Genomic DNA, 23,711 nt, shown 5'->3' with positions numbered 1-23,711 from the left:
GGAGTACACAGAATTCGTCCCTAAACAAGCAGGCGTGCTTGCTTCGGGGTGGCGGGGGTGAGACGCTGCCCGCGTGACGGCGCACACCGACGTGCTCACCGGGCTGCTGGGCGACCTGGCGGCCGAGAGCGCGGACCTCGACGCACTGCTGGCGCACCTGCCGGCCGAGCGGTGGGCCAAACCGACCCCGGCCGAGGGCTGGACGATCGGGCACCAGATCGGCCACCTGACCTGGACCGACGAGATCGCGCTGCTGGCCGCGACCGACCCCGCCGCGTTCGGCGAGGCGCTGCGGGCCGCGGCCGCCGGTGACCCGCTGCGGTTCGTCGACGACGCCGCGGCCGCCCGCGCGGCGAACCCGCCGGAGCGGCTGCTCGCGGAGTGGCGCAGCGGACGCAGCACGCTCGCCGACGCCCTGAGCGCGGTCCCCGCCGGAGCGAAGCTGCCGTGGTTCGGCCCGCCGATGAGCGCGGCCTCGATGGCGACGGCCCGGCTCATGGAGACCTGGGCCCACGGGCAGGACGTCGCCGACGCGCTCGGGGTGACCCGGGCACCGACCGCCCGGCTGCGGCACGTCGCCCATCTCGGCGTCCGCACCCGCGACTTCGCGTACCTGCTGCACGACCGCACCCCGCCCACCGCACCGTTCCGCGTCGACCTGCTCGCGCCCGACGGCGTCGAGCACTGGACCTGGGGGCCGGACGACGCCGCGCAGCGGGTCACCGGCCCGGCCCTCGACTTCTGCCTGCTCGTCACGCAGCGACGCCACCGCGCCGACCTCGACGTCCGCGCCGAGGGGGCCGACGCCGACGCCTGGCTCGACATCGCGCAGGCGTTCGCCGGCGCTCCGGGACCCGGCCGGCCGGCGGCGGCCGCGCCCGCCCCACGGACCCCGGTGGCGTCGGCGTGACCGTCCTGACCTCGCGCCTCGACACCGCCACGCCCGAGTTCGCCGTCAACCGCGACGCGATGCTCGCGAAGCTCGACGACCTCGACGCCGCGCACGCCGAGGCGGTCGCCGGTGGCGGGGAGAAGTACGTCGAGCGGCACCACCGGCGCGGCAAGCTCCTCGCCCGCGAACGGATCGAACTGCTCGTCGACCCGGGTTCGGCGTTCCTCGAACTGTCACCGCTCGCGGCGTGGGGGAGCGAGTTCACGGTCGGCGCCAGCATCGTCACCGGCATCGGGGTGGTCGAGGGCGTCGAGTGCGTCATCGTCGCGAACGACCCGACGGTCAAGGGCGGCAGCAGCAACCCCTGGACGTTGAAGAAGACCCTGCGCGCCAACGACGTCGCGCTGCAGAACCGGTTGCCGCTCATCAGTCTGGTGGAGTCCGGCGGCGCGGATCTGCCGACGCAGAAGGAGATCTTCATCCCCGGCGGACGCCTGTTCCGCGACCTGACCCGGCTGTCGGCCGCCGGCATCCCCACCGTCGCGTTGGTGTTCGGCAACTCCACCGCGGGGGGTGCGTACGTCCCGGGCATGTCCGACCACGTCGTGCTCATCCGGGAGCAGTCCAAGGTCTTCCTCGGTGGTCCGCCCCTGGTCAAGATGGCGACGGGGGAGGAGTCCGACGACGAGTCGCTCGGCGGCGCCGAGATGCACGCCCGGGTCTCGGGGCTCGGCGACCACCTCGCGGCCGACGAGCAGGACGCCATCCGCATCGGCCGTCGCATCGTCGCCCGGTTCAACCGCACCAAGGCCGGACCCCCGCCCGCCGCGACCGTCCGACCGCCGCGGTTCGACGTCGAGGATCTGCTCGGCGTCGTCCCGCCCGACCTCAAGGCCCCGTTCGACCCGCGTGACGTCATCGCCCGCATCGTCGACGACTCCGACTTCGACGAGCACAAGGCCCGGTACGGCACCAGTCTGGTGACCGGGTGGGCCCGCATCCACGGCTACGCCGTCGGCATCCTGGCCAACGCGCAGGGCGTGCTGTTCGGCAGCGAGTCCGAGAAGGCCACGCAGTTCATCCAGCTCGCCAACCGGACCGACACCCCGCTCGTCTTCCTCCACAACACCACCGGCTACATGGTCGGCCGGGAGTACGAGCAGAGCGGGATCATCAAGGACGGCGCCATGATGATCAACGCCGTCTCGAACTCCACCGTGCCGCACCTGTCGGTGCTGCTGGGCGCGTCGTACGGCGCGGGCCACTACGGGATGTGCGGGCGCGCCTACGATCCCCGGTTCCTGTTCGCGTGGCCGAGTGCCAAGTCGGCCGTGATGGGCCCGGCCCAACTCGCCGGCGTGCTGTCGATCGTGGCGCGGGCCGCGGCGGAGTCGCGCAGCAACCCGTACGACGAGGACGCCGACGCTGCGATGCGCAGCTACGTCGAGAAGCAGATCGAGGCCGAATCGCTGCCGATGTTCCTGTCCGGTCGGCTCTACGACGACGGCGTCATCGACCCCCGCGACACCCGCACCGTCCTGGGACTTTGCCTCTCGGTGTTGCACAGTGCACCGGTCGAGGGGACGACGTCGTACGGGGTGTTCCGTCCGTGATCACGCGCGTTCTCTGCGCGAACCGCGGCGAGATCGCCCGCCGGGTGTTCGCGACCTGCCGCCGCCTCGACCTCGGCACCGTCGCGGTGTTCTCCGACCCCGACGTCGACTCCCCGCACGTCCGCGAGGCCGACCGGGCGGTGCGGCTGCCCGGCTCCACGCCCGCCGAGACCTACCTGTGCATCGACCTCGTGGTCGACGCCGCGCTGCGCTCGGGCGCCGACGCCGTGCACCCCGGTTACGGGTTCCTCTCGGAGAACGCCGAGTTCGCCCGCGCCGTCGAGGCCGCCGGGCTGACGTGGATCGGCCCGCCGCCCGCGGCCATCGAGGGCATGGGCCGCAAGGTCGAGGCCAAGGCGCTCATGGCCGCGGCGGACGTCCCCGTCCTCACGAACCTCCACCCCGATGCCGTGACGGCGGCCGACCTGCCCGTGCTCGTGAAGGCGTCGGCCGGAGGAGGCGGTCGCGGCATGCGGATCGTGACCGAGCTCGCCGCGCTGGCCGACGAGGTCGCCGCGGCCGGGCGCGAGGCTGAATCCGCCTTCGGCGACGGCACGGTCTTCATCGAGCCGTACGTCGAGCGGGGCCACCACGTCGAGGTCCAGGTCCTCGCCGACACCCACGGCAGAGTGTGGGCCGTCGGCGAACGGGAGTGCTCCATCCAGCGGCGCCACCAGAAGGTCGTCGAGGAAGCCCCCTCGCCCCTGGTGCTGCGCACCGCGGGCCTGCGCGAGCAGTTGTTCCGCGCGGCGCGCGCCGCGGCCGGAGCCATCGGCTACGTCGGTGCCGGCACGGTCGAGTTCCTCGCCGCGGACGACGGCCGTTTCTGGTTCCTCGAGACCAACACCCGCCTGCAGGTCGAACACCCCGTCACCGAGGCGACCACCGGCTTGGACCTGGTCGCGTGGCAGATCGCCGTGGCCGACGGCGAACGCCTGCCGGACCGCCCGCCGCCGACGGTCGGCCACGCCATCGAGGTGCGGCTCTACGCCGAGGATCCCGCCGCCGGCTGGACGCCGCAGAGTGGCACCGTGCAACGGTTCGACCTCGACGGCGTCGTCGCCCGCTTCGACCAGCTCCCGGGCGTGGCCGGCATCAGGCTCGACGCCGGTGTCGAGGCGGGCTCGGTCGTGGGCGTCCACTACGACCCGATGCTCGCCAAGGTCGTGAGCGTCGCGCCGAACCGCACCGCGGCCGCCGTCCGGCTCGCGGGCGCCCTGGCGGGCGCGCGGATCCACGGCCTGACGACCAACCGCGACTCCCTGGTGCGGATCCTGCGGCAACCGGCGTTCCTCGCGGGTGACACCGCCACCGACTTCCTCGACGTCCACGACGTCCTCGCGCCGCTGACGGGCGTCACCGCCATCCCGCCGGCGGCCCTCGCCGCGGCGCTCGCCGCCGAGGCGGCCGACCACGCCGCGTCGCCGGTCCAGAGCGGTCTGCCGACGGGGTGGCGCAACGTCGCGAGCACGCCGCGGCGTCGCGAGTTCGTCACCGCGGGCGGCGACGCCGTCACCGTGCGGTGGCGCACGACCCGGACCGGGCCGGTCGTGGAGGGCGACGGCAGTCCGGCACCGGTCGTCGTGTCGGTCACCCCGGACCTCGTGGTGCTCGAGACCGACGGTGTCCGCGGCCGGTACGCGGTCGCCCGGTACGACGACCTCGTGCACGTCGACGGCCCCGACGGCCCGGTGGTGCTGCGCGAGCGGCCACGGTTCGTCGACCCGGCCGACGTCGCCGCGCCCGGGTCGCTCGTCGCCCCGATGCCCGGCACGGTCGTGCGGGTCGGCGCCGCGGTCGGCGACGACGTCGTCGCGGGCCAACCGCTCGTGTGGCTCGAGGCCATGAAGATGGAGCACGTGGTCCGCGCGCCTGTCGACGGCGTGGTCGAGGAACTGGCTGTGACCCCTGGCCGCACGGTCGACGTCGGCTCCATACTGGCGCTCGTCTCCGCGCGCGCCGCCGATCCGCTCTAGTAGAGGGAGAGACTCGTGGACTTCGTGGAATCCGAGGAACGTCAGGCTTTGCGGAAGGCCGTCGCGGACCTGGGCGCGCGGTACGGCTACGACTACGCGGTCGAGCGCGCGCGGTCCGGTGAGCACCTGGACCAGTTGTGGAACGAGGCCGGCAAGCTCGGGCTGCTCGGGGTGAACCTGCCGGAGGAGTACGGCGGCGGGGGCGGTGGGATCTACGACCTCGCGCTGGTGCTCGAGGAGTTCGGCGCCGCCGGGTGCGGGCTGCTGATGATGGTCGTCTCGCCCGCGATCTGCGGCACGATCATCGGCCGGTTCGGCACCGAGGACCAGAAGCGCGGGTGGTTGCCCCGCCTCGCCGAGGGCTCGGCGATCATGGCGTTCGGCATCACCGAACCCGACGCCGGCTCCAACTCCCACAAGATCACCACCACCGCCACCCGTCGCGACGACGGCGGGTGGACGCTGAACGGCCGCAAGGTCTACGTCTCCGGTGTCGACCAGGCCGACGCGGTCATGATCGTGGGGCGCACCGCCGACGCCCGGACCGGCAAGCTCAAGCCCGCGCTGTTCGTGGTGCCGACCGACGCTCCGGGGTTCGAGTACCGCCCGATCCCGATGGACCTGGTCATGGCCGACCGGCAGTTCTCGCTGTTCCTCGACGACGTCCACCTGCCCGCCGACGCCCTGGTCGGCAACGAGGACGCCGCGCTGGCGCAACTGTTCGCCGGGCTCAACCCCGAACGGATCATGGCCGCGGCGCTCTCGGTCGGCACCGCGCGCTACGCGCTGGCCAAGGCGGCGGCGTACGTCAACGAGCGTCAGGTGTGGGGCGTGCCGATCGGCGCCCACCAGGGCCTCTCCCACCCGCTGGCCCAGGTCAAGATCGAGATGGAACTGGCCAAGCTCATGATGCAGAAGGCCGCGAGCCTCTACGACGCCGGTGAGGACATGGCCGCGGGGGAGTCGGCGAACATGGCCAAGTACGCCGCGGCCGAGGCCGGCGCCCGGGCGGTCGACCAGGCCGTGCAGAGCCTCGGAGGGAACGGCCTCGCTTCCGAGTACGGCCTGGGCACGCTGATCGCCACCTCCCGGGTCGCGCGGATCGCCCCGGTGAGCCGCGAGATGATCCTCAACTTCGTCGCCCAGTTCTCGCTCCATCTCCCCAAGTCGTACTGACACCCGAGGAAGGTCACCGATGACCCGACTGCTCGCCGACGACCTCGACCACTGGGCCGACACCACCCCGGACGCGCCGGCGATCACGTTCGGGGAACGTCGGTACACCTGGGCGCAGTGGCGCGAACGGGTCCGCCACACCATCGGTGCACTGTGCAACGACGGCGTGCAGCGCGGCGACCGGGTCGCGTTCTACGACAAGAACCACATCGCATGCGTCGAGCTCAACCTGGCCGCGGCGTCGATCGGCGCGATGAACGTCGTCGTCAACTCTCGGCTGGCGCCCGACGAGGTCGCGTACATCCTGCGCGACTGCGGGGCGCGCACGGTGTTCGTCGGCGCGGAGTTCGTGCCGGTGTTGGAGCAGATCCGTGCCGACCTGCCCGATCTGCAGCAGGTGGTCGTGGTGGGAGGTGACGACGACGGCTACGAGGCGTGGGCGGCGGCGGCGCCGACCACGCCCCCGGCCGACGGCGTCGCGTACGACGACCCCGCGCTGATCCTCTACAGCAGCGGCACCACGGGCTTCCCCAAGGGCGTCATGCTGACGCACCACAACTTCGACGCCCACACCACGGCCAACATGGCCGACTTCGACTTCGGCCCCGGCAGCGTCAACATGGTCGCGATGCCGCTGTTCCACGTCGGCGGCAGCAGCTACGTGCTGCTGGGCATCCGCGCCGGGGTGCCGAGCATCCTGGTCCGCGAACCCGACGCGCCGTCGCTGTTCGGCGCCCTGCAGCAGGGTGCCACCCACGCGTTCCTCGTGCCGGCCGTCATCGCGGGCATCCTGCAGGCGGGACCGCAGGCCATGCAGGCGTTCTCGGTGATGAAGCGGGTCGGCTACGGCGCGTCCCCGATGCCGCTGCCGGTGCTACGGGCGACGTTGGCGGCGTGGCCGGGGACCGAACTGCTGCAGGTGTACGGGATGACCGAGTGCGCGGGCGTCGTCACCACGTTGGACTCCGCCGCCCACCGCGACACCGAGCACCCGGAGCGGCTCGCGTCAGCCGGCACCCCGCTGCCCGGGGTGGAACTCCGGATCGTCGACCCGGTCACCGGTGACGACGTGCAACCCGGCGGAACCGGCGAGATCTGGGTGCGCACCGAGCAGCGGATGGCCGGCTACTTCGGCAACCCCGGCGCGACCGCCGACACCGTCACCGCGGACGGCTGGGTGCGCAGCGGCGACCTCGGCCGGGCCGACAGCGGCGGCTTCGTCTACATCGTCGACCGGTTGAAGGACATGATCATCACCGGCGGGGAGAACGTGTACTCGCCCGAGGTGGAACGGGTGATCGCCGAGTTCCCGGACGTCGCCGATGTCGCGGTGGTGGGCGTCCCGGACGAGCGGTGGGGGGAGGCGGTCATGGCCTTCGTGGCACCGCACCCGGGCGCCACCGTCGACGTCGAGAAGCTGCAGGCCTACCTGCGGGAGAACCTCGCGCACTACAAGTGTCCGCGGGCGGTCGAGGTGCTCCCCGCCCTGCCGCGCAACGGCACCGGCAAGATCCTCAAGCGTGACCTCCGGGCGCCCTTCTGGGCCGGGCACGACCGCAACGTCTCGTGACCACCGAGGCTTCGTGACCACGACCCGCGAACCGCAGCAGGACCGCAGCCGGGCCACCCGTGCCCGCCTGCTCGACGCCACCGTCGAGGCTCTCGCCGATCTCGGCTGGAGTGGCACCACGGTGAGCGTCGTGGCCGAACGGGCCAGGGTGTCGCGCGGGGCGGCGCAGCACCACTACCCGACCCGTGAGGACCTCGTCGCCGCGGCGGTCGCCCACATCGCGGCCGCCCGCATGGCCGACCTCGACCCGTCCCGCACGTTGCCGCCGGGGCCGGATCGCACCCTCGCCGTGGTGCGGGCCGCCGTCGACTTCTACCTCGGACCTCTCTTCCGGGCCGCGGTCCAGCTCTGGGGTGCGGCGGCGTCGGACCCGGTGCTGCGCGAGCAGATCCTGCCGCTGGAGTCCACGCTCGGCGCGGGCGCGCACCGGGCGGTGGTGGCGATGCTCGGGGTCGACGACGCGCGACCCGAGGTCCGTGAGGTCGTGCAGGCGACGTTGGACCTCGCGCGCGGTCTCGGCCTCGCCGACCTGCTCACCGACGACGCCGCCCGCCGGGAGCGGGTCGTGCGCCGCTACGCCGCGATGCTGCACGCCGAGTTGGCGGCCCTGGGCGCGTGAGCGCGCTGTGAGCGGACCGGTCCGATGTGAGGGAGGGGGGCCGGGCGGGCACGACGTCTGTGTCCGCCTCTGAAGGGAGCTCCACCATGAGCGCGATCGACAAGGCCAAGAACGCCGTCACCGACGCGGCCGGCAAGGCCAAGGAAGCCCTGGGCAACGCCACGGGCGACGAGTCCACGGCGAACGAGGGGCGTCGGGACCAGTCCGAAGCCGACCTCAAGAACGCCGGCGAGAAGGTGAAGGACGCCTTCAAGCACTGACCTGCGGTACGCGGCCCCGTCGGGCCGCGCACGGCGGTGAGCCCCGGTCCCGACCCACGGTCGGACCGGGGCTTCGTGCCGAACGGGCCGGAAGGCTGACGAAGCCTGCGCCGGAGACGTTTCCTTGCGAGAATGACGACGGCCGGCAGGACGGGGGGTCCCATGACGAACGGCACGGCTGGTGCACGACCGCGCGTCGCTCGTGACGCGGTGTTCGAGGTGCTGCCCACCCCCTACGTCGTGCTCTCGGCCGACCTGCGCGTCCTCGACATGAACAGCGAGTACCTGCGGGTGACCGGCCGGTCGCGTGCGGAGCTGCTCGAGCGCAACTTCCTCGAGGCGTTCCCCCCACCCGAGCACACCCTCGGGCCCGACGGCCGCTCCGAGCTGCAGACCTCGTTGGAGAAGGTCGTCGCGACCGGCGAGCGGGACACCCTCCCGGTGCAGAAGTACCCCATCGCCGATCCCGACGGCCGGATGGTCGAACGGCACTGGCTCGCGGTCCACGTGCCCGTGCTCGACGCCGACGGGCGGGTCGTGGCGGTCGTCCAGCGCACCGAGGACATCACCGAGTTCGCCCGGGAACGTGAACGCGTCGAGGCCCTCGCGGTCGAGGGCGGCGACGACGCCTGGCGCCGCCGGGCCGAACGGGTCGAGGCCGACCTGTTCGTCCGCGCCCGCGAACTCGCCGACGCCCTGGCCGCGAAGGACGCCGTGGCCCGCCAACTGGCGGCGCAGGCCGACGTCGCGCTCGCGCTCACCAACGCGACCGACTTCGCCGAGGTCGAGGCCATCGTGGTCGGCCGGGGGCTCCCGGTGCTCGGGGTCGACGGCGGCGGCATCGTCACGCCCGACCCCGACGGCGGCTGGCGGATCACCGTCAACGACGCCCTCGGCGAGCACACGCAGGCGACCTACCCGTCCGCGCCGTGGGACAGCATGATCCCGGGGTGCTGGTCCGCGCGGACCGGTCAGCGGTTGCTGCTGCCGAATCGCGAGGCCGGCCACGCCTACGACGCCGAGGTCATGGCGGGCATCTACGAGACCACCGGGCGCTCGGCGTGGGCGCTGATCCCCATGGCCGTCGGCGACGTGCGGCTGGGTTCCCTCGCCGCCGCGTGGATCGACGACCACGAGCTGGACCAGGACGAACTCGACCTGCTCGACGCGTTCGCCGCCCAGTGCGCCCAGGCGCTGCTGCGCATCCGCACCGCCGAGGAGCAGGAAGCCGCGCTCGTCGAGCTGCAGCAGTTGGCCGAGTCGCTGCAGCGTGCCCTGCTGACCCCGCCGCCGCAGCCCGACGGCCTGCAGGTCGCGGTGCGGTACCGGTCGGCCGGGCACCACGCCCAGGTCGGCGGTGACTGGTACGACGCCCTGGTCACGCCGTCCGGGGAGACGGTGCTGGTCATCGGTGACGTCGTCGGGCACGACAGCGCGGCCGCCGCGGCGATGGGGCAGCTGCGCGGTGTCCTGCGCACCCTGGCCTACGACGCCGACCGGGGTGGCACGGCCGACACCCCGGCGGCCATCCTCACCCGGCTCGAGCACGCCGCGGTCGGGCTCGCCGTCGACACCATGGCGACCCTGGTGCTGGCCCGGATCGACCCGGCCGACCCCGCGGCCGGCGGATCGCGCCGGATGCACTGGTCGAACGCGGGTCACCCGCTGCCGGTGCTGGTCCACGCCGACGGCCGGGTCGAGGTCCTCGACACCAAGCCCGACATCCTCATCGGCGTCGCGGCCGACGCCGAGCGCCACGACCACACCGTGGACCTGCCGCCGGGGTCGACGCTGCTGGGCTACACCGACGGCCTGGTCGAACGGCGCGACCTCAGCCAGGAGATCGGCCTGGACCGCCTGCGCGAGGTCCTCGCCCCGCTCGCCGGTCTCGACCTCGACGCGCTGCTCGATGCGCTGCTCGCCGAACTCGCGCCGGAGCCCGGGGAGGACGACACCGCGTTGCTCGCGGTGCGGGTCACCGGCACGCCGGCGTCGGGCCCGGGCGACCTGGAGGACGCCGCCGCGGTCGACCTGCCGTTCAGCGTGGACGCACCGGCCGTGGCACGGGCGTTCGTGGCCGATCGCGCGGCGTCACTGCCCGAGGACGTGCGCTCGGACGCGGTCGTCCTGGTCTCGGAACTGGCCAGCAACGCGGTCCGTCACGGTGCTCCCGGCGTCTGCCTGCAGGTGCGGGTCGACCCCGACCGCCTGGTCGTGGCCGTGCACGACGCCGGAGACCGCCTGCCGGTGACGCCCGGTGTCGACCACGCCCGCGCGTCGGGGCGCGGTCTGCTCATCACGGCCGCGCTGGCCGACGCGTGGGGTGTCCTCGACGCCGACGCCTCGACCGGAGGTCGCGGCAAGACGGTCTGGTTCGAGCTCCGTCACTGACCCGCGCCACCGGCCGGACGCCGGGTCAGACGTCGAACGAAACGCCCTGCGCGAGCGGCAGTTCCGTCGAGTAGTTCACGGTGTTGGTGGCGCGGCGCATGTAGGCCTTCCACGCGTCCGAACCCGACTCGCGTCCGCCGCCGGTGTCCTTCTCGCCGCCGAACGCGCCGCCGATCTCCGCACCGGACGGGCCGATGTTGACGTTGGCGATGCCGCAGTCCGAACCGTCGGCGGCGAGGAACCGCTCAGCCTCGCGCATGTCGAGCGTGAACACCGACGACGACAGACCCTGCGGGACCGCGTTCTGGAGCGCGATCGCCTCGTCGTAGCTGTCGTAGGTCATGACGTAGAGGATCGGGGCGAAGGTCTCGGCCTCGACGATCGCGGTCTGGCCGGGCATGCGCACCAGCGCGGGCTGCACGTAGTAGGCGTCCGGCGCAGCGTCCTCGTCGACGCGTACGCCGCCGACGACGACCTCGCCGCCGTCGGTGCGGGCCGTCTCCAGCGCCTTGACGAAGCCCGCGTACCCGGTCGCGTCGACCAGCGGGCCGACGAGGGTGCCGTCGGCGAGCGGCGAGCCGATCGGCAACGACGAGTAGGCGGCGCGCAGGCGCTCGACCAGGTCGTCGGCGATGGACGCGTGCACGATGACCCGGCGCAGCGAGGTGCAGCGCTGACCCGCGGTGCCGGCGGCCGAGAAGACGATGCCGCGCACGGCGAGGTCCAGATCGGCTGACGGTGCAACGATCGCGGCGTTGTTGCCGCCGAGCTCGAGCAGCAGCCGCCCGAAACGGCCGGCGACCTTCGGGGCGACCTGCCGACCCATGCGGGTCGACCCCGTGGCCGAGACGAGCGCGACGCGGGCGTCGTCGACCAGGGCCTCACCGACCTCGGCGCCGCCGAGCACGACCGACGACAGGCCCGCGGGCGCGCCGACCTCGGCGATGGCCTGCTGCAGCAGGGCGTGGCAGGCGAGAGCGGTCAGCAGGGTCTTCTCCGACGGCTTCCAGACGACGGCGTCACCGCAGACCAGCGCCAGCGCGGTGTTCCAGGACCAGACGGCCACGGGGAAGTTGAACGCGCTGATGACGCCGACGACCCCCAGCGGGTGCCACTGCTCCATCATCCGGTGGCCGGGACGCTCGGAGGCGATGGTGAGGCCGAACAGCTGCCGTGACTGACCGACGGCGAGATCGCAGATGTCGATCATCTCCTGGACCTCGCCGAGGCCCTCGGAGCGGATCTTGCCGGCCTCGATCGAGACCAGGGCGCCGAGATCGTCCTTGTGCGCGCGCAGTTTCTCGCCCAGCACGCGGACCAGCTCGCCGCGCACCGGACCGGGCACGACCCGCCAGGTGCGGAAGGCGTCGGACGCCTCGCCGACGATGCGGGTGACGTCGGCCGCGGTGTGCTGCGTGACGTGGCCCAGCGTGCCGCCGGTGATCGGCGTGCGGGCCGGGAGCGTGCCGTCGGCGGGCAGTTCGACGCCGAGGCGGCCGAGGATCTCGAGGGTCTCGCGGGTGAGGTCGTCGTGCGAAGGGATCGTTGCAGTGAGCATCAGAGCGTCACACCTGTCCGAGTTCGGCGAAGCGGGCGCCGTTCGCGGTGTCGAGCAGCGCGGTGAAGGGGATCTCCTCCTGCTTGACGAAGCCGCTCTGCTGCAGCCGGCCGTCGGCGACGAGCTCGACGACGGCGGCGGCCGACGCAGCGGTCGTCCAGGAGATGGCGCGCCAGAGCCGGCCGTCGATCTCCAACGGCTGGTAGGCGCGGACGTACTGCACGCGGTGGAGCTGGCCTGCGGCCGTGTCGCCCTCGCCGGTCGCGGTGCCCTCGACGCCCGCGTAGAGGTAGACGACGTCGTCGTCGACCGGCGGCTTGGCGTCGACGAGGATCTGGCCGGCGAGCTCGCGTCGGTCACGCAGACCCAGCTCGTCGAAGTAGAACTTCATGAGCTCGAAGTGGCCGGGGTAGCGCATCGTCTTGTAGTCCAGACGGTTCGTCGCGCCCTGGTAGGTCTCGCACATCGTGCCGAGCCCGCCGGAGGTCAGTGCCGCCTCGAGCTCGACGCCGCCGATGACGACCCGTTCGAGCTCGGTCATGGCGGGGACCATCTGCCGCACGCCGCCGCGCAGCACCTCGCAGTCGTTGAGGTACTCGTTGACGACACCCTCGGCCGACCAGTTGAAGGCGTAGCCGAGCAGGCCCGTGGGGTGGCGGGGGAGGGCGCCGACCTTGAGCTCCATCGACCGGATGGTGTCGAAGTGACGGGTCAGCGAGGCGCCGACGATGCCGATCAGACCGGGCGCGAGGCCGCACTGGGGCGCGAGCACGGTGTCGGCGCCCTTGGCGGCGAGCTCCAGCACCCGGGTGGTGGTGGGGACGTCCTCGGTGAGGTCGAAGTAGTGGACGCCGGCCTCGAACGCCGCCTCCGCGACGGGGAGGTTGAGGTGGTAGGGCAGGCACGCGACGACGGCCTGCTGCGAGGCGAGGGCGTCGCGGATCGCGGCGGGGTCGCGGACATCGAGCACGCCGGTCTCGAACGGCAGCCCCGGGCGGGCGCGCTGGTCGAAGGCCGTGACCGTGAAGCCGGACTTCGCGAGCAGGGTGGCGACGAGTTCGCCCACCTTGCCCAGGCCGATGACGGCGACGGAATCGAACGAGCGGGTCATGGACCATCCTCTGCTCATCGGGGTGGGTCGGGCGAGTCGACAGCTGTACTGTCGGCGCACACTACTCAGCCAGCAGTTGTGATGTCGACGTCGGGAGGCGGGATGGCGACACCGGACGCCCCGGCCCGCGCCGAGCCGACCCTCGACGTCGGTCGGCTGCGGCTGCTGCGTGCCGTCGCGCGCCACGGCAGCATCGCGGCCGGTGCCCGCTCGCTCGGCCTCACCGCGTCGGCGGTGTCGCAGCAACTCGCGGTCCTCGAACGCGAGACCGGGGCCGCCCTGCTCTCCCGGTCACCGCGGGGCGCCGTGCTCACCGCCGCGGGCGAGGCGCTGGCCGCCCGCGCCGGCGACGTGCTCGGCCTGCTCGAACAGGCCCGCGCCGAACTGGATCTCCTGACCGGCCGCGTGGCGGGTCCGGTGGTGGTGTCGACCGTGGCCAGTGCGGCCGCGACCCTGGTCGCCCGGGCGGCCGCGGCCGTCCCCGCCGACGTCGACCTGCGGGTCGTGGTGGCCGAACCCGGAGCCTCGGTCGACGCCCTGCTCGCGGGCGAGGCGGACCTCGCCGTGGTGGACGAGTACGACTACGTCCCCTGGGCCCGCCCGGAACTGGGCGCCCCGGTCGAGCTGGCCGTCGAGCCGTTGCTCGCGGTGCTGCCGGAGAGCCGGTCGTGGCCGCGGGAGGTGGCCCTGACCGCCCTCGCCGGCGAGGCGTGGGTCATGCCGCCCGACGACGCCGCCTGCGGTCGCGCCGTCCGGTCGGCCTGCCGGGCCGCCGGGTTCGAGCCCCGCGTGGCCTGGGAGACCGACGACATGTGGGTGCTCGCCACCGCGGTCGCGGCGGGTCACGGCGTCACCGTGCTGCCGCGCTCGGCCATCGCCCCCGCGCCCGGTCTGCGGCTGCGTCCCCTCGCCGCGGGGCTCGCCCGCCGGGTGCAGCTGCTCACCCGCCCCGCCGCCGCCGCCCGCCCCGCGGTCGTCGCCGTGCGCGACGCCATCGTCGGAGCTGCCAGGTCCTAGACCCGAATTCTGTGTACTCCTGCGCTCTGGCGACGCAGGAGTACACAGAATCGGCGGAAGGGGGTCGGCCGACCCGACGGTGTGCGCCTCCGGTCCGCCGATGGGAGACTCCGACGGACCTGGTCGACCGCCGGGGACGGCCCACCGGAGGAGTTCGCGAGCGTGCCCGACGACGTCCTCGTGGTGCGCACGGGCGACGCCGTCGTCGAGGCGCGGCCGGACACCCCAGTGACCTTCGGTCGGTCCCTCGACACCACCGTGTGCCTCGGCGCCGAGGACCGCGCCGTCTCGCGACGGGCCGGGGTGGTCGAGCACGAGTCCGGGCAGTGGTGGGTGCGCAACACCAGCGCGAGCCGGTCGTTCGCGGTGGCCGACGGCTTCGGGCTGCGCACGGTGGTCCCGCCGGGCCGGCGCGTGGTGGTCGAGAGCGCGCTGCGGGTGATCGTCGACGGCACCTCCGGCTCGTACGAGCTGGCCGTGGATCCGCCGACCGGCCGACCCGCCGTGGTGGCCGTCGACCCGCCCGCGGGTGACGACGCGACCGTGATGGGTGGCGAGGTCGTCGTCAACCGGCTGGACCGGGCCGCGATGGTCGCGCTGTTCGCGGGCTACCTCGAACAGGGGGAGCGGTACGAGCCGCACCCGAAGTCCTACGCCGCGGCGGCGGCCCGTCTCGGCTGGCCGCGCACCACGCTCGTGAAGCGCATCGAGTACCTGCGCACCCGCCTCACCGCCGCGGGCGTGCCCGGACTCACGGGCTGGAACGCCCTGGACGGTCTGGCCGAGTGGGCGTTGACGAACCGCATCGTCACGCCCGACGACCTCCGCCTGCTGCCGCGCTGACCAGATTCTGTGTACTCCTGCAGCCTGACGCCGCAGGAGTACACAGAATTCGGCGGTCCGGGTCAGCTGTCGACGGTCATGGCGCCCGTCATGATGGCCACGGCGTCCTGCATCGAGTGCGACTGCGGGGTGATGACGCCCGCCGAGCCGCCCAACCGTTGCACCTGGATGCGGTCGGCGATCTCGAAGACGTTCGGCATGTTGTGGCTGACCAGGATGATGCCGAGGCCACGGTCACGCATCTCGCCGATGAGCCGCAGCACCTGGTTGGTCTCCCGCACGCCGAGGGCGGCGGTCGGCTCGTCGAGGATGACGACCTTGCTGCCGAACGCCCCGGCCCGCGCGACGGCCACGGCCTGCCGCTGGCCGCCGGAGAGGGTCTCGACGGTCTGGTGGATGTTCTGCAGGGTCTGGATGCCGAGGTCCTTGATGTCCTGCTCGGCCTGCTCCCGCATGGCCCTCTTGTCCATCACCCGCAGCACCGAGCCCAACGGGCCCTTCTTGCGGATCTCGCGCCCGAGGTAGAGGTTGCTGGTGATGTCGAGCGCCGGCGCCACGGCGAGGGTCTGGTAGACGGTCTCGATGCCGGCGGCGCGGGCGTCGTTGGTCCGGCGGAAGGTGACCGGCCTGCCGTCGACGAGCAGCTCGCCGCTGTCAGGGGTCTCCGCGCCGGACAGACACTTCATCAGGGTCGACTTGCCGGCCCCGTTGTCGCCGATGACCGCCAGCACCTCGCCGCGGTACAGCGTGAGATCGACCCCGCGCAGGCCGACGACGCGGCCGTAGGTCTTGACCAGCTGGCGGGCCTCCAACACCGGAGTGTTGCTCGCTGCACCGTTCGCGGCGTCGCCCTTGGTCATGGAGGCGGTCATGCCCTCACCTTCCGGATCCACTGGTCGACCGACACCGCGAGGATGACGAGGATGCCGGTGGCGAGCACCTGGTAGTTCGGGTCGACGCCGGCGAGGGCCAGACCGCTGTTGAACGTCTGGACGATGAGCGCCCCGATGAGGCTGCCGACGATGACGCCGCGACCGCCGAACAACGACGTCCCGCCGATGACCACGGCCGTGATCGACAGCAGGTTGTAGTTGAGCCCGGCGTTGGGATCGCCGCCGCCGACGCGTCCGCACACGATCCAGGCCGCGACCGCCACGCAGAAGCCGGCGACGATGTACGCCGAGAGCAACACCCGCTTGGTGGCGATGCCCGCGAGCCGGGCCGCCTCGGCGTCGTCACCGGTGGCGTACAGGTGACGGCCCCACGCGGTGTTGCGCATCGCGAACCCGACCCCGACGTAGAGCAGCACCATGAGCACGACGCCGTAGGTGAGGCTGAAGCTCCCGAGCGAGAAGGTCTTCCCGGTCCACAGCAGGAAAGAGTTGGGGTCGACCGAGATCGTCTCGCCCTTGGCGTACAGCAGCGTCACCGCGGTGAAGATCGAGAACGTGCCGAGCGTGACGATGAACGGCGGCAGGTTGACCCGGGTGACCAGCAGGCCGTTCACCAGCCCGGTCAGCAGCGCGACGACCAGGCCGGCCAGGATCGCCAGGACGGCCGGGACCCCCGAGTTCGCCACGAGTTTCGCCATCACGAGTGACGAGAACACCATCGCCGAGCCGACCGACAGGTCGATGCCCGCGGTCAGGATGATGATGTTCTGACCGACCGCGAGGGTGCCGACCACCGCCATCTGCTGCACCAGCAGCGACAGCGCCTGCGGGCGGATGAAGTTCTCGGCGGCGAAGGCGAAGACCACCAGCGAGAGCACCAGCACGATGAGCGGGCTCAGCGCGGGCCGTTCGTGCAGGACGTGCTGCACCCGCTCGAACGGCGATCGGTCGCGCTGCCGCAGGCTCTCGGCGTCGTCGACGGTCTCGGTGCCGGCCGCGCGCTCGGTGGCCGGCCCGGAGGTCGTGGCGGGTTCAGGTGTCACTGGTGCTCCCCCAGCATCTCGAAAGACCTTCGTCGACGGTCTGGGCCTTCACGCCCTCGGGTACGTCGGTGGCGACCAGGTTGGTGCCGGTGTCGAGGAACGTCTTGCCGGGGGTGACGCCCGGCGGCTCCTGCCCCTGCGAGATCTTCACGACCGCCTCGACCCCGAGCGCCGCCATGTCACCCGGGTACTGCGTGGCGTCCGCGGCGAACACCCCGCTCTTCACGCTCTCCATGCCGCTGCAGCTGCCGTCGATCGTCACCACGAACGCCTTCTGCGTGGCCTTGGCCGCCTGCAGGGCGGCGTACGCGCCCCGGCCGGCCGGTTCGTTGACGGAGTAGACGACGTTGATGTCGGGATTGGCCGACAGGCACTGCTCCATCGCGGTCCGACCGCCGTCGACCGCGCCCTGCGTCGGCTGGTGGCAGGCGATCTCGTACTGGCCGCCCCCTCCGCCCCCGACACCCTTGTATTGACCGCTGCGGGGTTCCTGCGCGAGCTGGCTGGTGCTGCCGGGGTCGATGCCCATGCCCTCGAGGAAGCCGTGGTCGCGCTCGATGTCCACCGAGGCGACCTGGTCGTCGTAGAGGTCGAGCATGGCGATGACGGCCTTCTTGCCGCCCAGCCGCGCCGCCGTGTACTGCCCGATCAGCCGCCCGGCCTGGGTGTTGTCGGTCGCGTAGGTGTTGTCGGTGACGTCGGCCGGGATCGGCGGGGTGTCCAGGGCGATGACGTAGAGCCCGTTGTCGCGCGCCAGCCGGATCGCCGCGTTGACCGAGTTCCCGTTGCTGGCGATGAGGATCCCCTTGTCGCCACGGGCGATTGCCGTGTAGATCTCGTTGATCTGGTTCTGGGTGTCGCCGTCCATCGTGCCGGCGGCGACACTCAGGTCGATGCCCGCGGCGTCCGCCTTCTCCTGCGCCGCCTGCCGCATGGCCACGAAGTACGGGTTGGTCAGGGTCTTGAGGATGAGGGCGACCCCGACGGTGTCGTTGCTGGTCACGCACGCGGTCAGCGAGCCGACGGCCGTCGCGAGGACGACGACGGCGGACAGCAGGCGACTCCGAGCCGATCGGTGCATGCGCTCCCGTCCCGACGCCGGCACGCGGCCCCGTCGCCGCGCGCTCGACTGCATGCCTTGCCCGGAATCGGCGGGTTTCAACCCCCTTGGTCGCGCGAGATCCGGTGGGACCGGGCGCCGGGCCCGGGCGCCGTCAGCGGCGGGTGGCCAGCAGCAGGCCGTCGCCGACCGGGAGCAGGGCGGCGTCGAAGCGCTCGTCGTCGCGGATCAGCCGGGCGAGCTCGCGCAGGGCGAGGGTGGCGGGATCGCGCTGGCCGGAGTCGGTGATGCGGTCGCCGGAGAGCACGCCGACGAAGGCGACCACTCCACCGACCCGCAGCAGCCGGGCGGCCTGCTCGAGGTAGCCGGGGTAGCCCTCGCGGTCGGCGTCGACGACGAGGGCGTCGTACGCGCGGTCGGTGAGGCGCGGCAGCACCTCGGCGGCGGAGCCGTTGATGAGCCGGAAGCGGTTGGTCGGGGTGCCGGCCTCGGTGAAGGCCTGCCGGGCGGCGCGCTGGTGCTCGGCCTCGACGTCGACCGTGGTGAGGACGCCGTCCGGACGCATGCCGCCGAGCAGCCACAGCCCGGAGACGCCGGCGCCGGTCCCGGCCTCGACGACCGCGCGGGCCCCGAGCGCGCCCGCGAGCATCCGCAGCACCGCGCCGACCGAGGCGTCGACCGCGGTCACCCCCATCTCGTCGGCCCGGTGGATCGCGGCGGCGAGGACGTCGTCGGCCGCGGCTCCCTCGTGCGCCCACGCCTCGGCGTAGGCGAGGCCGGCCGGTCCGATGGGTGCGGGAGCAGCGGACGCCATGAGAGCGAGACTATCGGCGGTGGGCGCTCGCGCCCGCCCGCCTCACCGCAGTGTCGGCGTCCGCACGTCGCCGCCGGTCAGCGCATGCTGTCGACGATGAACCGGAGGTCGTCGACGGTGGTCATCGGGTTGACGATCGCGAACCGGGTGCACACCCGGCCGCGGTGCGTGGTCGGTGTGACGAAGGCCTGCTGGGCGTCGAGCAGCCGGGCCGTCCAGGCCGCGTAGTCGTCCGCCTCCCAACCCCGGCGGGCGAAGACGATGACCGACAGCTCCGGCTCGACCAGCAGTTCCAGGTGCTCGGCCTCGCGCACCAGTTCGGTGCCGGCGCGGGTGATCTCCAGGGTGCGCTCGACGGCCTCGCCGTACGCGGCCGTCCCGTGCACGGCGAGGGAGAACCAGAACGGCAGCCCCCGCGCACGCCGCGTCAACTGGATCGCGTAGTCGCTCGGGTTCCACTCGCCTTCCACCGTCACCGGGTCGAGGTAGCCCGCGTGCTGGGTGTGCGCCGCGCGGCCCAGCGCCGGGTCGCGGTAGAGCAGCGCACAGCAGTCGAACGGCGCGAACAACCACTTGTGGGGGTCGACGATGAACGAGTCGGCCCGTTCGACCCCGCGGTAGACCTCGCGGACCGAGGCCGCGGCGAGCCCCGCCCCGCCGTAGGCGCCGTCGACGTGCAGCCAGAGCCCGAAGTCGTCCGCGACGTCGGCGATGCCCGCGATGTCGTCGACGATGCCGAGGTTGGTCGACCCGGCGGTGGCGACGACGGCGAACAGGCCGTCACGGTCGAACTCGGTCATCGCCTCGACCGACGCCCGCAGCGCCTCGCCCGTCATCCGGCCGCGGGCGTCGCCGGGCACGTCCAGGACGTCGACGTCCATGACCACCGCGAGGGCGTGCTTGACCGACGAGTGGGTCTCGGCCGTCACCGCCACCGACCAGCGACCGCGCGGCGGGGCGCCCCGCCGCTGCCGGGTCGTCTCCCGGGCTGCCACCAGCGCCGACAGGTTGCCGATGGTGCCGCCCTGCACGAAGACGCCCCCGGCCTCCGGCGGCAGCCCGGCGAGGTCGGCGAGCCACCGCAGGGCCTGGTTCTCGGCGTAGACCGCGCCGGACCCCTCGAGCCAGGAACCGCCGTAGATGCTGGAGGCGCCGACGAGCATGTCGAAGGCCGCCGCGAGCTTCGTCGGCGCGCTCGGGATGAACGACAGGTACCGCGGGTGGTCGATGGACAGACACGCCGGTGCGAGGACGTCGTTCCAGAGCCGTACGGCCTCGTCGTGGCCGATCCCGTGCTCGGTGACGGTCACGCCGGCGACCTCGGTGAGCTCCTCGGGCGTCAGGGCGTGGTCGAGCGGGGCGGCCATCTCCAGCCGCTCGAGGCAGCTCTCCGCGAGCGCGCGCGCCGTGGCCTCGACGCGGGGTGTGTACGTGTGCACGCCCGCGAACCTAGCGCCGGGACGCGCGTCGCCGGATCGCACAGCAGACGGACAGCGGCGACAGCGGTGGCGCAGGGCCTGCGTCTGCCAGGATCACAGGGGCGGTGGGCGTCGGCCAGGCTGAGAACCCACCCAGGCACCGGGAAGCCGCACAGCGGACACTGGTGTTGTGGGTACACGGCGTACACCACCTGCACGTCCGACGTACCTGAGACAGAGGCCGCCCGTGACCACGCTCCGCCCCGACGACGCCCCCGCCGGCGTCCGCGCGGATGTCCCCGACCTGCCCGCGGATCCCGCCGCGGCAGCGCCCGCGGAGCTGTCCGCCGAGGCGCGCCAGAGCTGGGACGAGATCGTCCGCGAGCACGCCGACCGGGTGTACCGGCACGCCTACCGGCTGGCCGGCAACAAGGCCGACGCCGAGGACCTCACCCAGGAGACGTTCGTCCGGGTCTTCCGCTCGCTCGACCGGTACACGCCCGGCACCTTCGAGGGCTGGCTGCACCGCATCACCACCAACCTGTTCCTCGACCTCGTCCGCCGCCGGGCCCGGATCCGCTTCGACGCGTTGCCCGACGACGCCTCCGACCGGCTGCCCTCGTCGTCCGCGGGGCCCGAGCAGAGCTACGACGACAACCGCCTCGACCCCGAGATCCGCGAGGCGCTCGCCGCGCTGCCGCCGGACTTCCGGGCGGCCGTCGTGCTCGCCGACCTCGAGGAACTGTCGTACGAGGAGATCGCCGACACCCTCGGCATCAAGGTCGGCACGGTCCGCTCCCGCATCCACCGCGGCCGGGTCCTGCTGCGCACCGCCCTCGCCCACCGCGCCCCGGTACTGCGTCGCCGCCCCGGCACCGCCACGGTCTGACGCGTCGCCTGTGCGTTCGGGAGCGGACCGGCGTCCGCGCGCCGCATCGGGCAGACTCGGGTGGCGATGAGCGACGAATGGGGACGTCCGAGCGGCGTCGAGGGCGGCTTCGCCGAGCGCGCTCCTGACGAGGTCCCGACCTACACCCCGCCGCCGCGCACCGCGCCCCCGCCCGACGTCGCCGCGGCCTACGGTCGGCACGCCGCCGACGACCGGGCGTTCGACCCGCCGCCGAACCACCGGGTCGCCCCCCGCGCCGGTGTCATCACCCCGCCGGTGCGCCCCGGGGAGCCCGAGACCTTCGGCGCCCCTGAAGGCGTCGAGAGCTTCGCGCCCGCGCCCGGTGACCGGATCTCACCGTCCGGGCCGACGCCGGAGTCCCCGTGGTGGGTCGAGGGCGCCGAGCGCGACCCGTGGCGCGACCCGGGTTCGGCCTACGGCCTGGGCCGGCCGGCGGTGTTCGTCGACGGCCGTCCCGCCCCCGATCTCACCGACCTCGACCTCACCGACGACGACGACCTCCCGGCCGAGGAGACCGACGACGGCGAGGACGACCGCAAGGTCGTCCGCGGCCGGTTCGGCTGGTCGGCGCTGGCGCTCGCGCTGGTCATCGGCGTGGTCGCCGCCGTCGGCGGTGGGGCCGTCGGGTACTTCCTCACCGACCGCGCGGTCGGGGTGGTCACGGACGGCGGGGTCACGCTCGGCACCGCCGGAACCCCCGCGAACCGCCCGCCGGGCTCGATCGCCGACCTCGCCCAGCGGGTGACCCCCGCCGTCGTCTCGATCGAGGTCCGCACCGCGCAGGCGCTGGGCACCGGCTCGGGCGTGGTGGTCTCGAAGGTCGGCAACGGCAGCTACATCGTCACCAACAACCACGTGGTGTCCGCCGCGGCCGACAGCAACGCCGACGCCACCATCCGGGTCTCGTTCTCCGACACCACCACCGCCACGGCGGTCATCGTCGGCCGCGACCCGCTCACCGACCTCGCCGTCATCAAGGTCGACAAGACCGACGTCACCGTCGCCTCGCTGGGCGATTCGGAGAAGGTCGCCGTGGGCGACCCGGTCATCGCCATCGGCTCGCCGCTCGGCCTGCAGGGCTCGGTGACCTCGGGCATCATCTCCGCGCTGCACCGCCCGGTGCGGTTGTCCGGGGAAGGGTCGGACACCGACGCCGTCATCGACGCCCTCCAGACCGACGCCGCCATCAACCCCGGCAACTCCGGCGGCGCGCTCATCGACGCCAGCGGCGCGATCATCGGCATCAACTCGGCGATCGCCTCGCTCGGGTCGTCGGGCGCCGGCGGCAACATCGGCGTCGGGTTCGCCATCCCGGCGAACGAGGCGCGAACGATCAGCCAAGAGTTGATCCGCACCGGCAAGGCCACCCACTCCACCCTGGGCGTCTCCGCGCGCAGCGTCACCGACGGCACCCGCGACGGCGCCTACATCGTCCAGGTCGTCCCGGACGGCCCGGCGGCCAAGGCGGGGCTCAAGGAAGGCGACGTCGTCACGCAGTTCGGCGACCTCTCGATCGGCTCGGCCGACGAGCTCACCGTCGCCGTGCAGCAACTCGCACCTGGCGCGAAAGCCCCGCTGACGTACTTCCGGGGCGGGTCGCAGACCACTGTGACCGTCACCCTCGGCACCGCCTGAGGGGTTACGCTCGGGCCATGTTCCAGATCGGGCCGATGGAGCTGCTGGTCCTGGTCGTGATCGGGTTGGTCGTGATCGGGCCGGACAAGCTGCCGGGCCTCGCCAAGGACGCCGCGCGCCTCATCCGCGCGCTGCGTGACATGGCCACCGGCGCCCAGTCGCAGCTGCGCAACGAACTCGGCGACCTCGGTCCCGAGTTCCAGGACCTCGGCCTGGACGACCTGCGCTCGCTCAACCCCCGCGTCGCGCTCACCAAGATGATCTTCGACGACCCGGAGCCCGCCCGCCCGGCCGCGCCCATGGCGGCTCCGCTCGAGCCGGACCTGCCCGCCGTTCCCCGCCCCGGCCAGGCCCCGCTGGGCCGCGGCGAAGCCGTCCCGATCGACGACGACGCCACCTGACTGCCCGACCGGGCTGCACTCCGACCGGGCTGCTCTCCGACCGGGCTGCTCTCCGACCGGGCTGCTCTCCGACCGGGCTGCTCTCCGACCGGGCTGCTCTCCGACCGGGCTGCTCTCCGACCGGGCTGCCGCGAGGCGGGAGCGGTGGGGCGTCAACGGCCGCCGCCTGCGACCACGATCCGGACGTCATGGGAGTGGAGCACGGCGCCGGGCGCGGCGGATCACCGCTCGCTGGCCGCAACGTCGTAGCGGTCGAGCTGTGCGAGGTAGCCCGGGGACGCGGGCGAGCAGGTGGGTGGCTGACGCGCTGAACCAGCAGGTGACGAGCTGCGCCGGGGTGAACAGGTCGGGCACCACGGTGGTGGGGTCGGGGTACGCGGCGTCGAACCAGTCGTGGCTCGCGCGCTACCAGGTGTGGTCGTCGGTGGTGAGTCGGCCCGATCGGCCAAGGGTGTTGGCCAGGGCGAACACCCCGAGGTGTCGGCCTCGGGGGTCGGGAACGGCTGACTCC

Annotated in this window: 20 protein-coding genes; 13 read left to right on the top strand and 7 right to left on the bottom strand. The window is 73.0% G+C overall.

Going from position 1 to position 23,711, the window contains the following annotated elements; all coding sequences use genetic code 11:
• Positions 1-73: 73 nt before the first annotated feature.
• The 8 genes from ACXR2U_RS05735 to ACXR2U_RS05700 all read left to right on the top strand — a co-directional run bounded on the left by ACXR2U_RS05735 (position 74) and on the right by ACXR2U_RS05700 (position 10,497).
• Positions 74-910 carry a TIGR03084 family metal-binding protein gene (locus ACXR2U_RS05735; protein WP_458823976.1) on the top strand — a complete coding sequence of 279 codons (837 nt, stop codon included), beginning with the start codon at positions 74-76 and terminating at the stop codon, positions 908-910.
• Positions 907-2,505 carry an acyl-CoA carboxylase subunit beta gene (locus tag ACXR2U_RS05730; RefSeq protein ID WP_458823975.1) on the top strand — a complete coding sequence of 533 codons (1,599 nt, stop codon included), beginning with the start codon at positions 907-909 and terminating at the stop codon, positions 2,503-2,505. Before ACXR2U_RS05735 ends, ACXR2U_RS05730 begins: the two co-directional genes overlap by 4 nt.
• Positions 2,502-4,481: an acetyl/propionyl/methylcrotonyl-CoA carboxylase subunit alpha gene (locus ACXR2U_RS05725; RefSeq protein ID WP_458823974.1), complete on the top strand. Its 1,980-nt coding sequence runs from the start codon at positions 2,502-2,504 to the stop codon at positions 4,479-4,481. The genes ACXR2U_RS05730 and ACXR2U_RS05725 overlap by 4 nt, the downstream gene beginning before the upstream one ends.
• Positions 4,482-4,496: 15 nt before the next feature.
• Complete coding sequence (locus tag ACXR2U_RS05720) at positions 4,497-5,657, top strand: acyl-CoA dehydrogenase family protein (RefSeq protein ID WP_458823973.1); 1,161 nt, start codon at positions 4,497-4,499, stop codon at positions 5,655-5,657.
• Positions 5,658-5,676: 19 nt separating this feature from the next.
• A complete protein-coding gene (locus tag ACXR2U_RS05715; protein WP_458823972.1) occupies positions 5,677-7,227 on the top strand; it encodes a long-chain-fatty-acid--CoA ligase in 1,551 nt (516 codons plus the stop codon).
• Positions 7,228-7,240: 13 nt separating this feature from the next.
• Positions 7,241-7,846: a TetR/AcrR family transcriptional regulator gene (locus tag ACXR2U_RS05710; RefSeq protein ID WP_458823971.1), complete on the top strand. Its 606-nt coding sequence runs from the start codon at positions 7,241-7,243 to the stop codon at positions 7,844-7,846.
• Positions 7,847-7,932: 86 nt separating this feature from the next.
• The gene (locus ACXR2U_RS05705; protein WP_458823970.1) at positions 7,933-8,106 is read left to right on the top strand and encodes a CsbD family protein; all 174 of its coding nucleotides are present in this window, start codon (positions 7,933-7,935) and stop codon (positions 8,104-8,106) included.
• Between the two features lie 162 nt (positions 8,107-8,268).
• A complete protein-coding gene (locus tag ACXR2U_RS05700) occupies positions 8,269-10,497 on the top strand; it encodes a SpoIIE family protein phosphatase (RefSeq protein ID WP_458823969.1) in 2,229 nt (742 codons plus the stop codon).
• 25 nt (positions 10,498-10,522) lie between these two features.
• Here the strand turns inward: ACXR2U_RS05700 and amaB are convergent, their stop codons facing one another.
• Positions 10,523-12,055 (bottom strand): L-piperidine-6-carboxylate dehydrogenase, encoded by a 1,533-nt coding sequence (gene amaB / locus ACXR2U_RS05695; RefSeq protein WP_458823968.1) that lies wholly within the window; start codon positions 12,053-12,055, stop codon positions 10,523-10,525.
• 7 nt (positions 12,056-12,062) lie between these two features.
• On the bottom strand, positions 12,063-13,166 hold the full coding sequence (locus ACXR2U_RS05690; protein WP_458823967.1) for a saccharopine dehydrogenase family protein: 1,104 nt from the start codon (positions 13,164-13,166) through the stop codon (positions 12,063-12,065).
• Between the two features lie 102 nt (positions 13,167-13,268).
• On the opposite strand from ACXR2U_RS05690, the gene ACXR2U_RS05685 reads away from it, so the two are divergent.
• Positions 13,269-14,183 (top strand): LysR family transcriptional regulator, encoded by a 915-nt coding sequence (locus tag ACXR2U_RS05685; RefSeq protein WP_458823966.1) that lies wholly within the window; start codon positions 13,269-13,271, stop codon positions 14,181-14,183.
• 162 nt (positions 14,184-14,345) lie between these two features.
• Positions 14,346-15,026: an FHA domain-containing protein gene (locus ACXR2U_RS05680; RefSeq protein ID WP_458823965.1), complete on the top strand. Its 681-nt coding sequence runs from the start codon at positions 14,346-14,348 to the stop codon at positions 15,024-15,026.
• 62 nt (positions 15,027-15,088) lie between these two features.
• Here the strand turns inward: ACXR2U_RS05680 and ACXR2U_RS05675 are convergent, their stop codons facing one another.
• The 5 genes from ACXR2U_RS05675 to ACXR2U_RS05655 form a co-directional block, all read right to left on the bottom strand.
• Entirely contained in the window at positions 15,089-15,898 is an 810-nt protein-coding gene (locus ACXR2U_RS05675; RefSeq protein WP_458823964.1) for an ATP-binding cassette domain-containing protein, read from the bottom strand.
• Entirely contained in the window at positions 15,895-16,962 is a 1,068-nt protein-coding gene (locus ACXR2U_RS05670) for an ABC transporter permease (RefSeq protein WP_458823963.1), read from the bottom strand. Before ACXR2U_RS05670 ends, ACXR2U_RS05675 begins: the two co-directional genes overlap by 4 nt.
• Positions 16,952-18,043 (bottom strand): substrate-binding domain-containing protein, encoded by a 1,092-nt coding sequence (locus ACXR2U_RS05665; RefSeq protein ID WP_458823962.1) that lies wholly within the window; start codon positions 18,041-18,043, stop codon positions 16,952-16,954. Before ACXR2U_RS05665 ends, ACXR2U_RS05670 begins: the two co-directional genes overlap by 11 nt.
• Positions 18,044-18,176: 133 nt before the next feature.
• Complete coding sequence (locus tag ACXR2U_RS05660; protein ID WP_458823961.1) at positions 18,177-18,836, bottom strand: O-methyltransferase; 660 nt, start codon at positions 18,834-18,836, stop codon at positions 18,177-18,179.
• Positions 18,837-18,913: 77 nt separating this feature from the next.
• Positions 18,914-20,275: a pyridoxal phosphate-dependent decarboxylase family protein gene (locus tag ACXR2U_RS05655; protein ID WP_458823960.1), complete on the bottom strand. Its 1,362-nt coding sequence runs from the start codon at positions 20,273-20,275 to the stop codon at positions 18,914-18,916.
• Positions 20,276-20,444: 169 nt separating this feature from the next.
• Here ACXR2U_RS05655 and sigE point away from each other — a divergent pair, with 169 nt between their 5' ends.
• The 3 genes from sigE (at position 20,445) to ACXR2U_RS05640 (ending at position 23,200) form a co-directional block, all read left to right on the top strand.
• Positions 20,445-21,143 (top strand): RNA polymerase sigma factor SigE, encoded by a 699-nt coding sequence (gene sigE / locus ACXR2U_RS05650; RefSeq protein ID WP_458823959.1) that lies wholly within the window; start codon positions 20,445-20,447, stop codon positions 21,141-21,143.
• Between the two features lie 66 nt (positions 21,144-21,209).
• A complete protein-coding gene (locus ACXR2U_RS05645; protein WP_458823958.1) occupies positions 21,210-22,799 on the top strand; it encodes a S1C family serine protease in 1,590 nt (529 codons plus the stop codon).
• A 17-nt stretch (positions 22,800-22,816) separates the two neighbouring features.
• A complete protein-coding gene (locus tag ACXR2U_RS05640; protein WP_458823957.1) occupies positions 22,817-23,200 on the top strand; it encodes a sec-independent translocase in 384 nt (127 codons plus the stop codon).
• Positions 23,201-23,711: the final 511 nt, after the last annotated feature.

This window comes from Jatrophihabitans sp. YIM 134969, assembly GCF_054456675.1.
Note: the sequence above shows the minus strand (reverse complement) of the source record. Positions and strands in the feature narration are given on the sequence as shown.

Bases quoted from the DNA above. Each gene is read 5' to 3' on its own strand.
- ACXR2U_RS05700 (WP_458823969.1), top strand. From the start codon at position 8,269: ATGACGAACGGCACGGCTGGTGCACGACCGCGCGTCGCTCGTGACGCG.
- ACXR2U_RS05645 (WP_458823958.1), top strand. From the start codon at position 21,210: ATGAGCGACGAATGGGGACGTCCGAGCGGCGTCGAGGGCGGCTTCGCC.
- ACXR2U_RS05665 (WP_458823962.1), bottom strand. From the start codon at position 18,043: ATGCACCGATCGGCTCGGAGTCGCCTGCTGTCCGCCGTCGTCGTCCTC.
- amaB (WP_458823968.1), bottom strand. From the start codon at position 12,055: ATGCTCACTGCAACGATCCCTTCGCACGACGACCTCACCCGCGAGACC.
- ACXR2U_RS05690 (WP_458823967.1), bottom strand. From the start codon at position 13,166: ATGACCCGCTCGTTCGATTCCGTCGCCGTCATCGGCCTGGGCAAGGTG.
- ACXR2U_RS05685 (WP_458823966.1), top strand. From the start codon at position 13,269: ATGGCGACACCGGACGCCCCGGCCCGCGCCGAGCCGACCCTCGACGTC.
- ACXR2U_RS05640 (WP_458823957.1), top strand. From the start codon at position 22,817: ATGTTCCAGATCGGGCCGATGGAGCTGCTGGTCCTGGTCGTGATCGGG.
- ACXR2U_RS05705 (WP_458823970.1), top strand. From the start codon at position 7,933: ATGAGCGCGATCGACAAGGCCAAGAACGCCGTCACCGACGCGGCCGGC.
- ACXR2U_RS05675 (WP_458823964.1), bottom strand. From the start codon at position 15,898: ATGACCGCCTCCATGACCAAGGGCGACGCCGCGAACGGTGCAGCGAGC.
- ACXR2U_RS05660 (WP_458823961.1), bottom strand. From the start codon at position 18,836: ATGGCGTCCGCTGCTCCCGCACCCATCGGACCGGCCGGCCTCGCCTAC.
- ACXR2U_RS05715 (WP_458823972.1), top strand. From the start codon at position 5,677: ATGACCCGACTGCTCGCCGACGACCTCGACCACTGGGCCGACACCACC.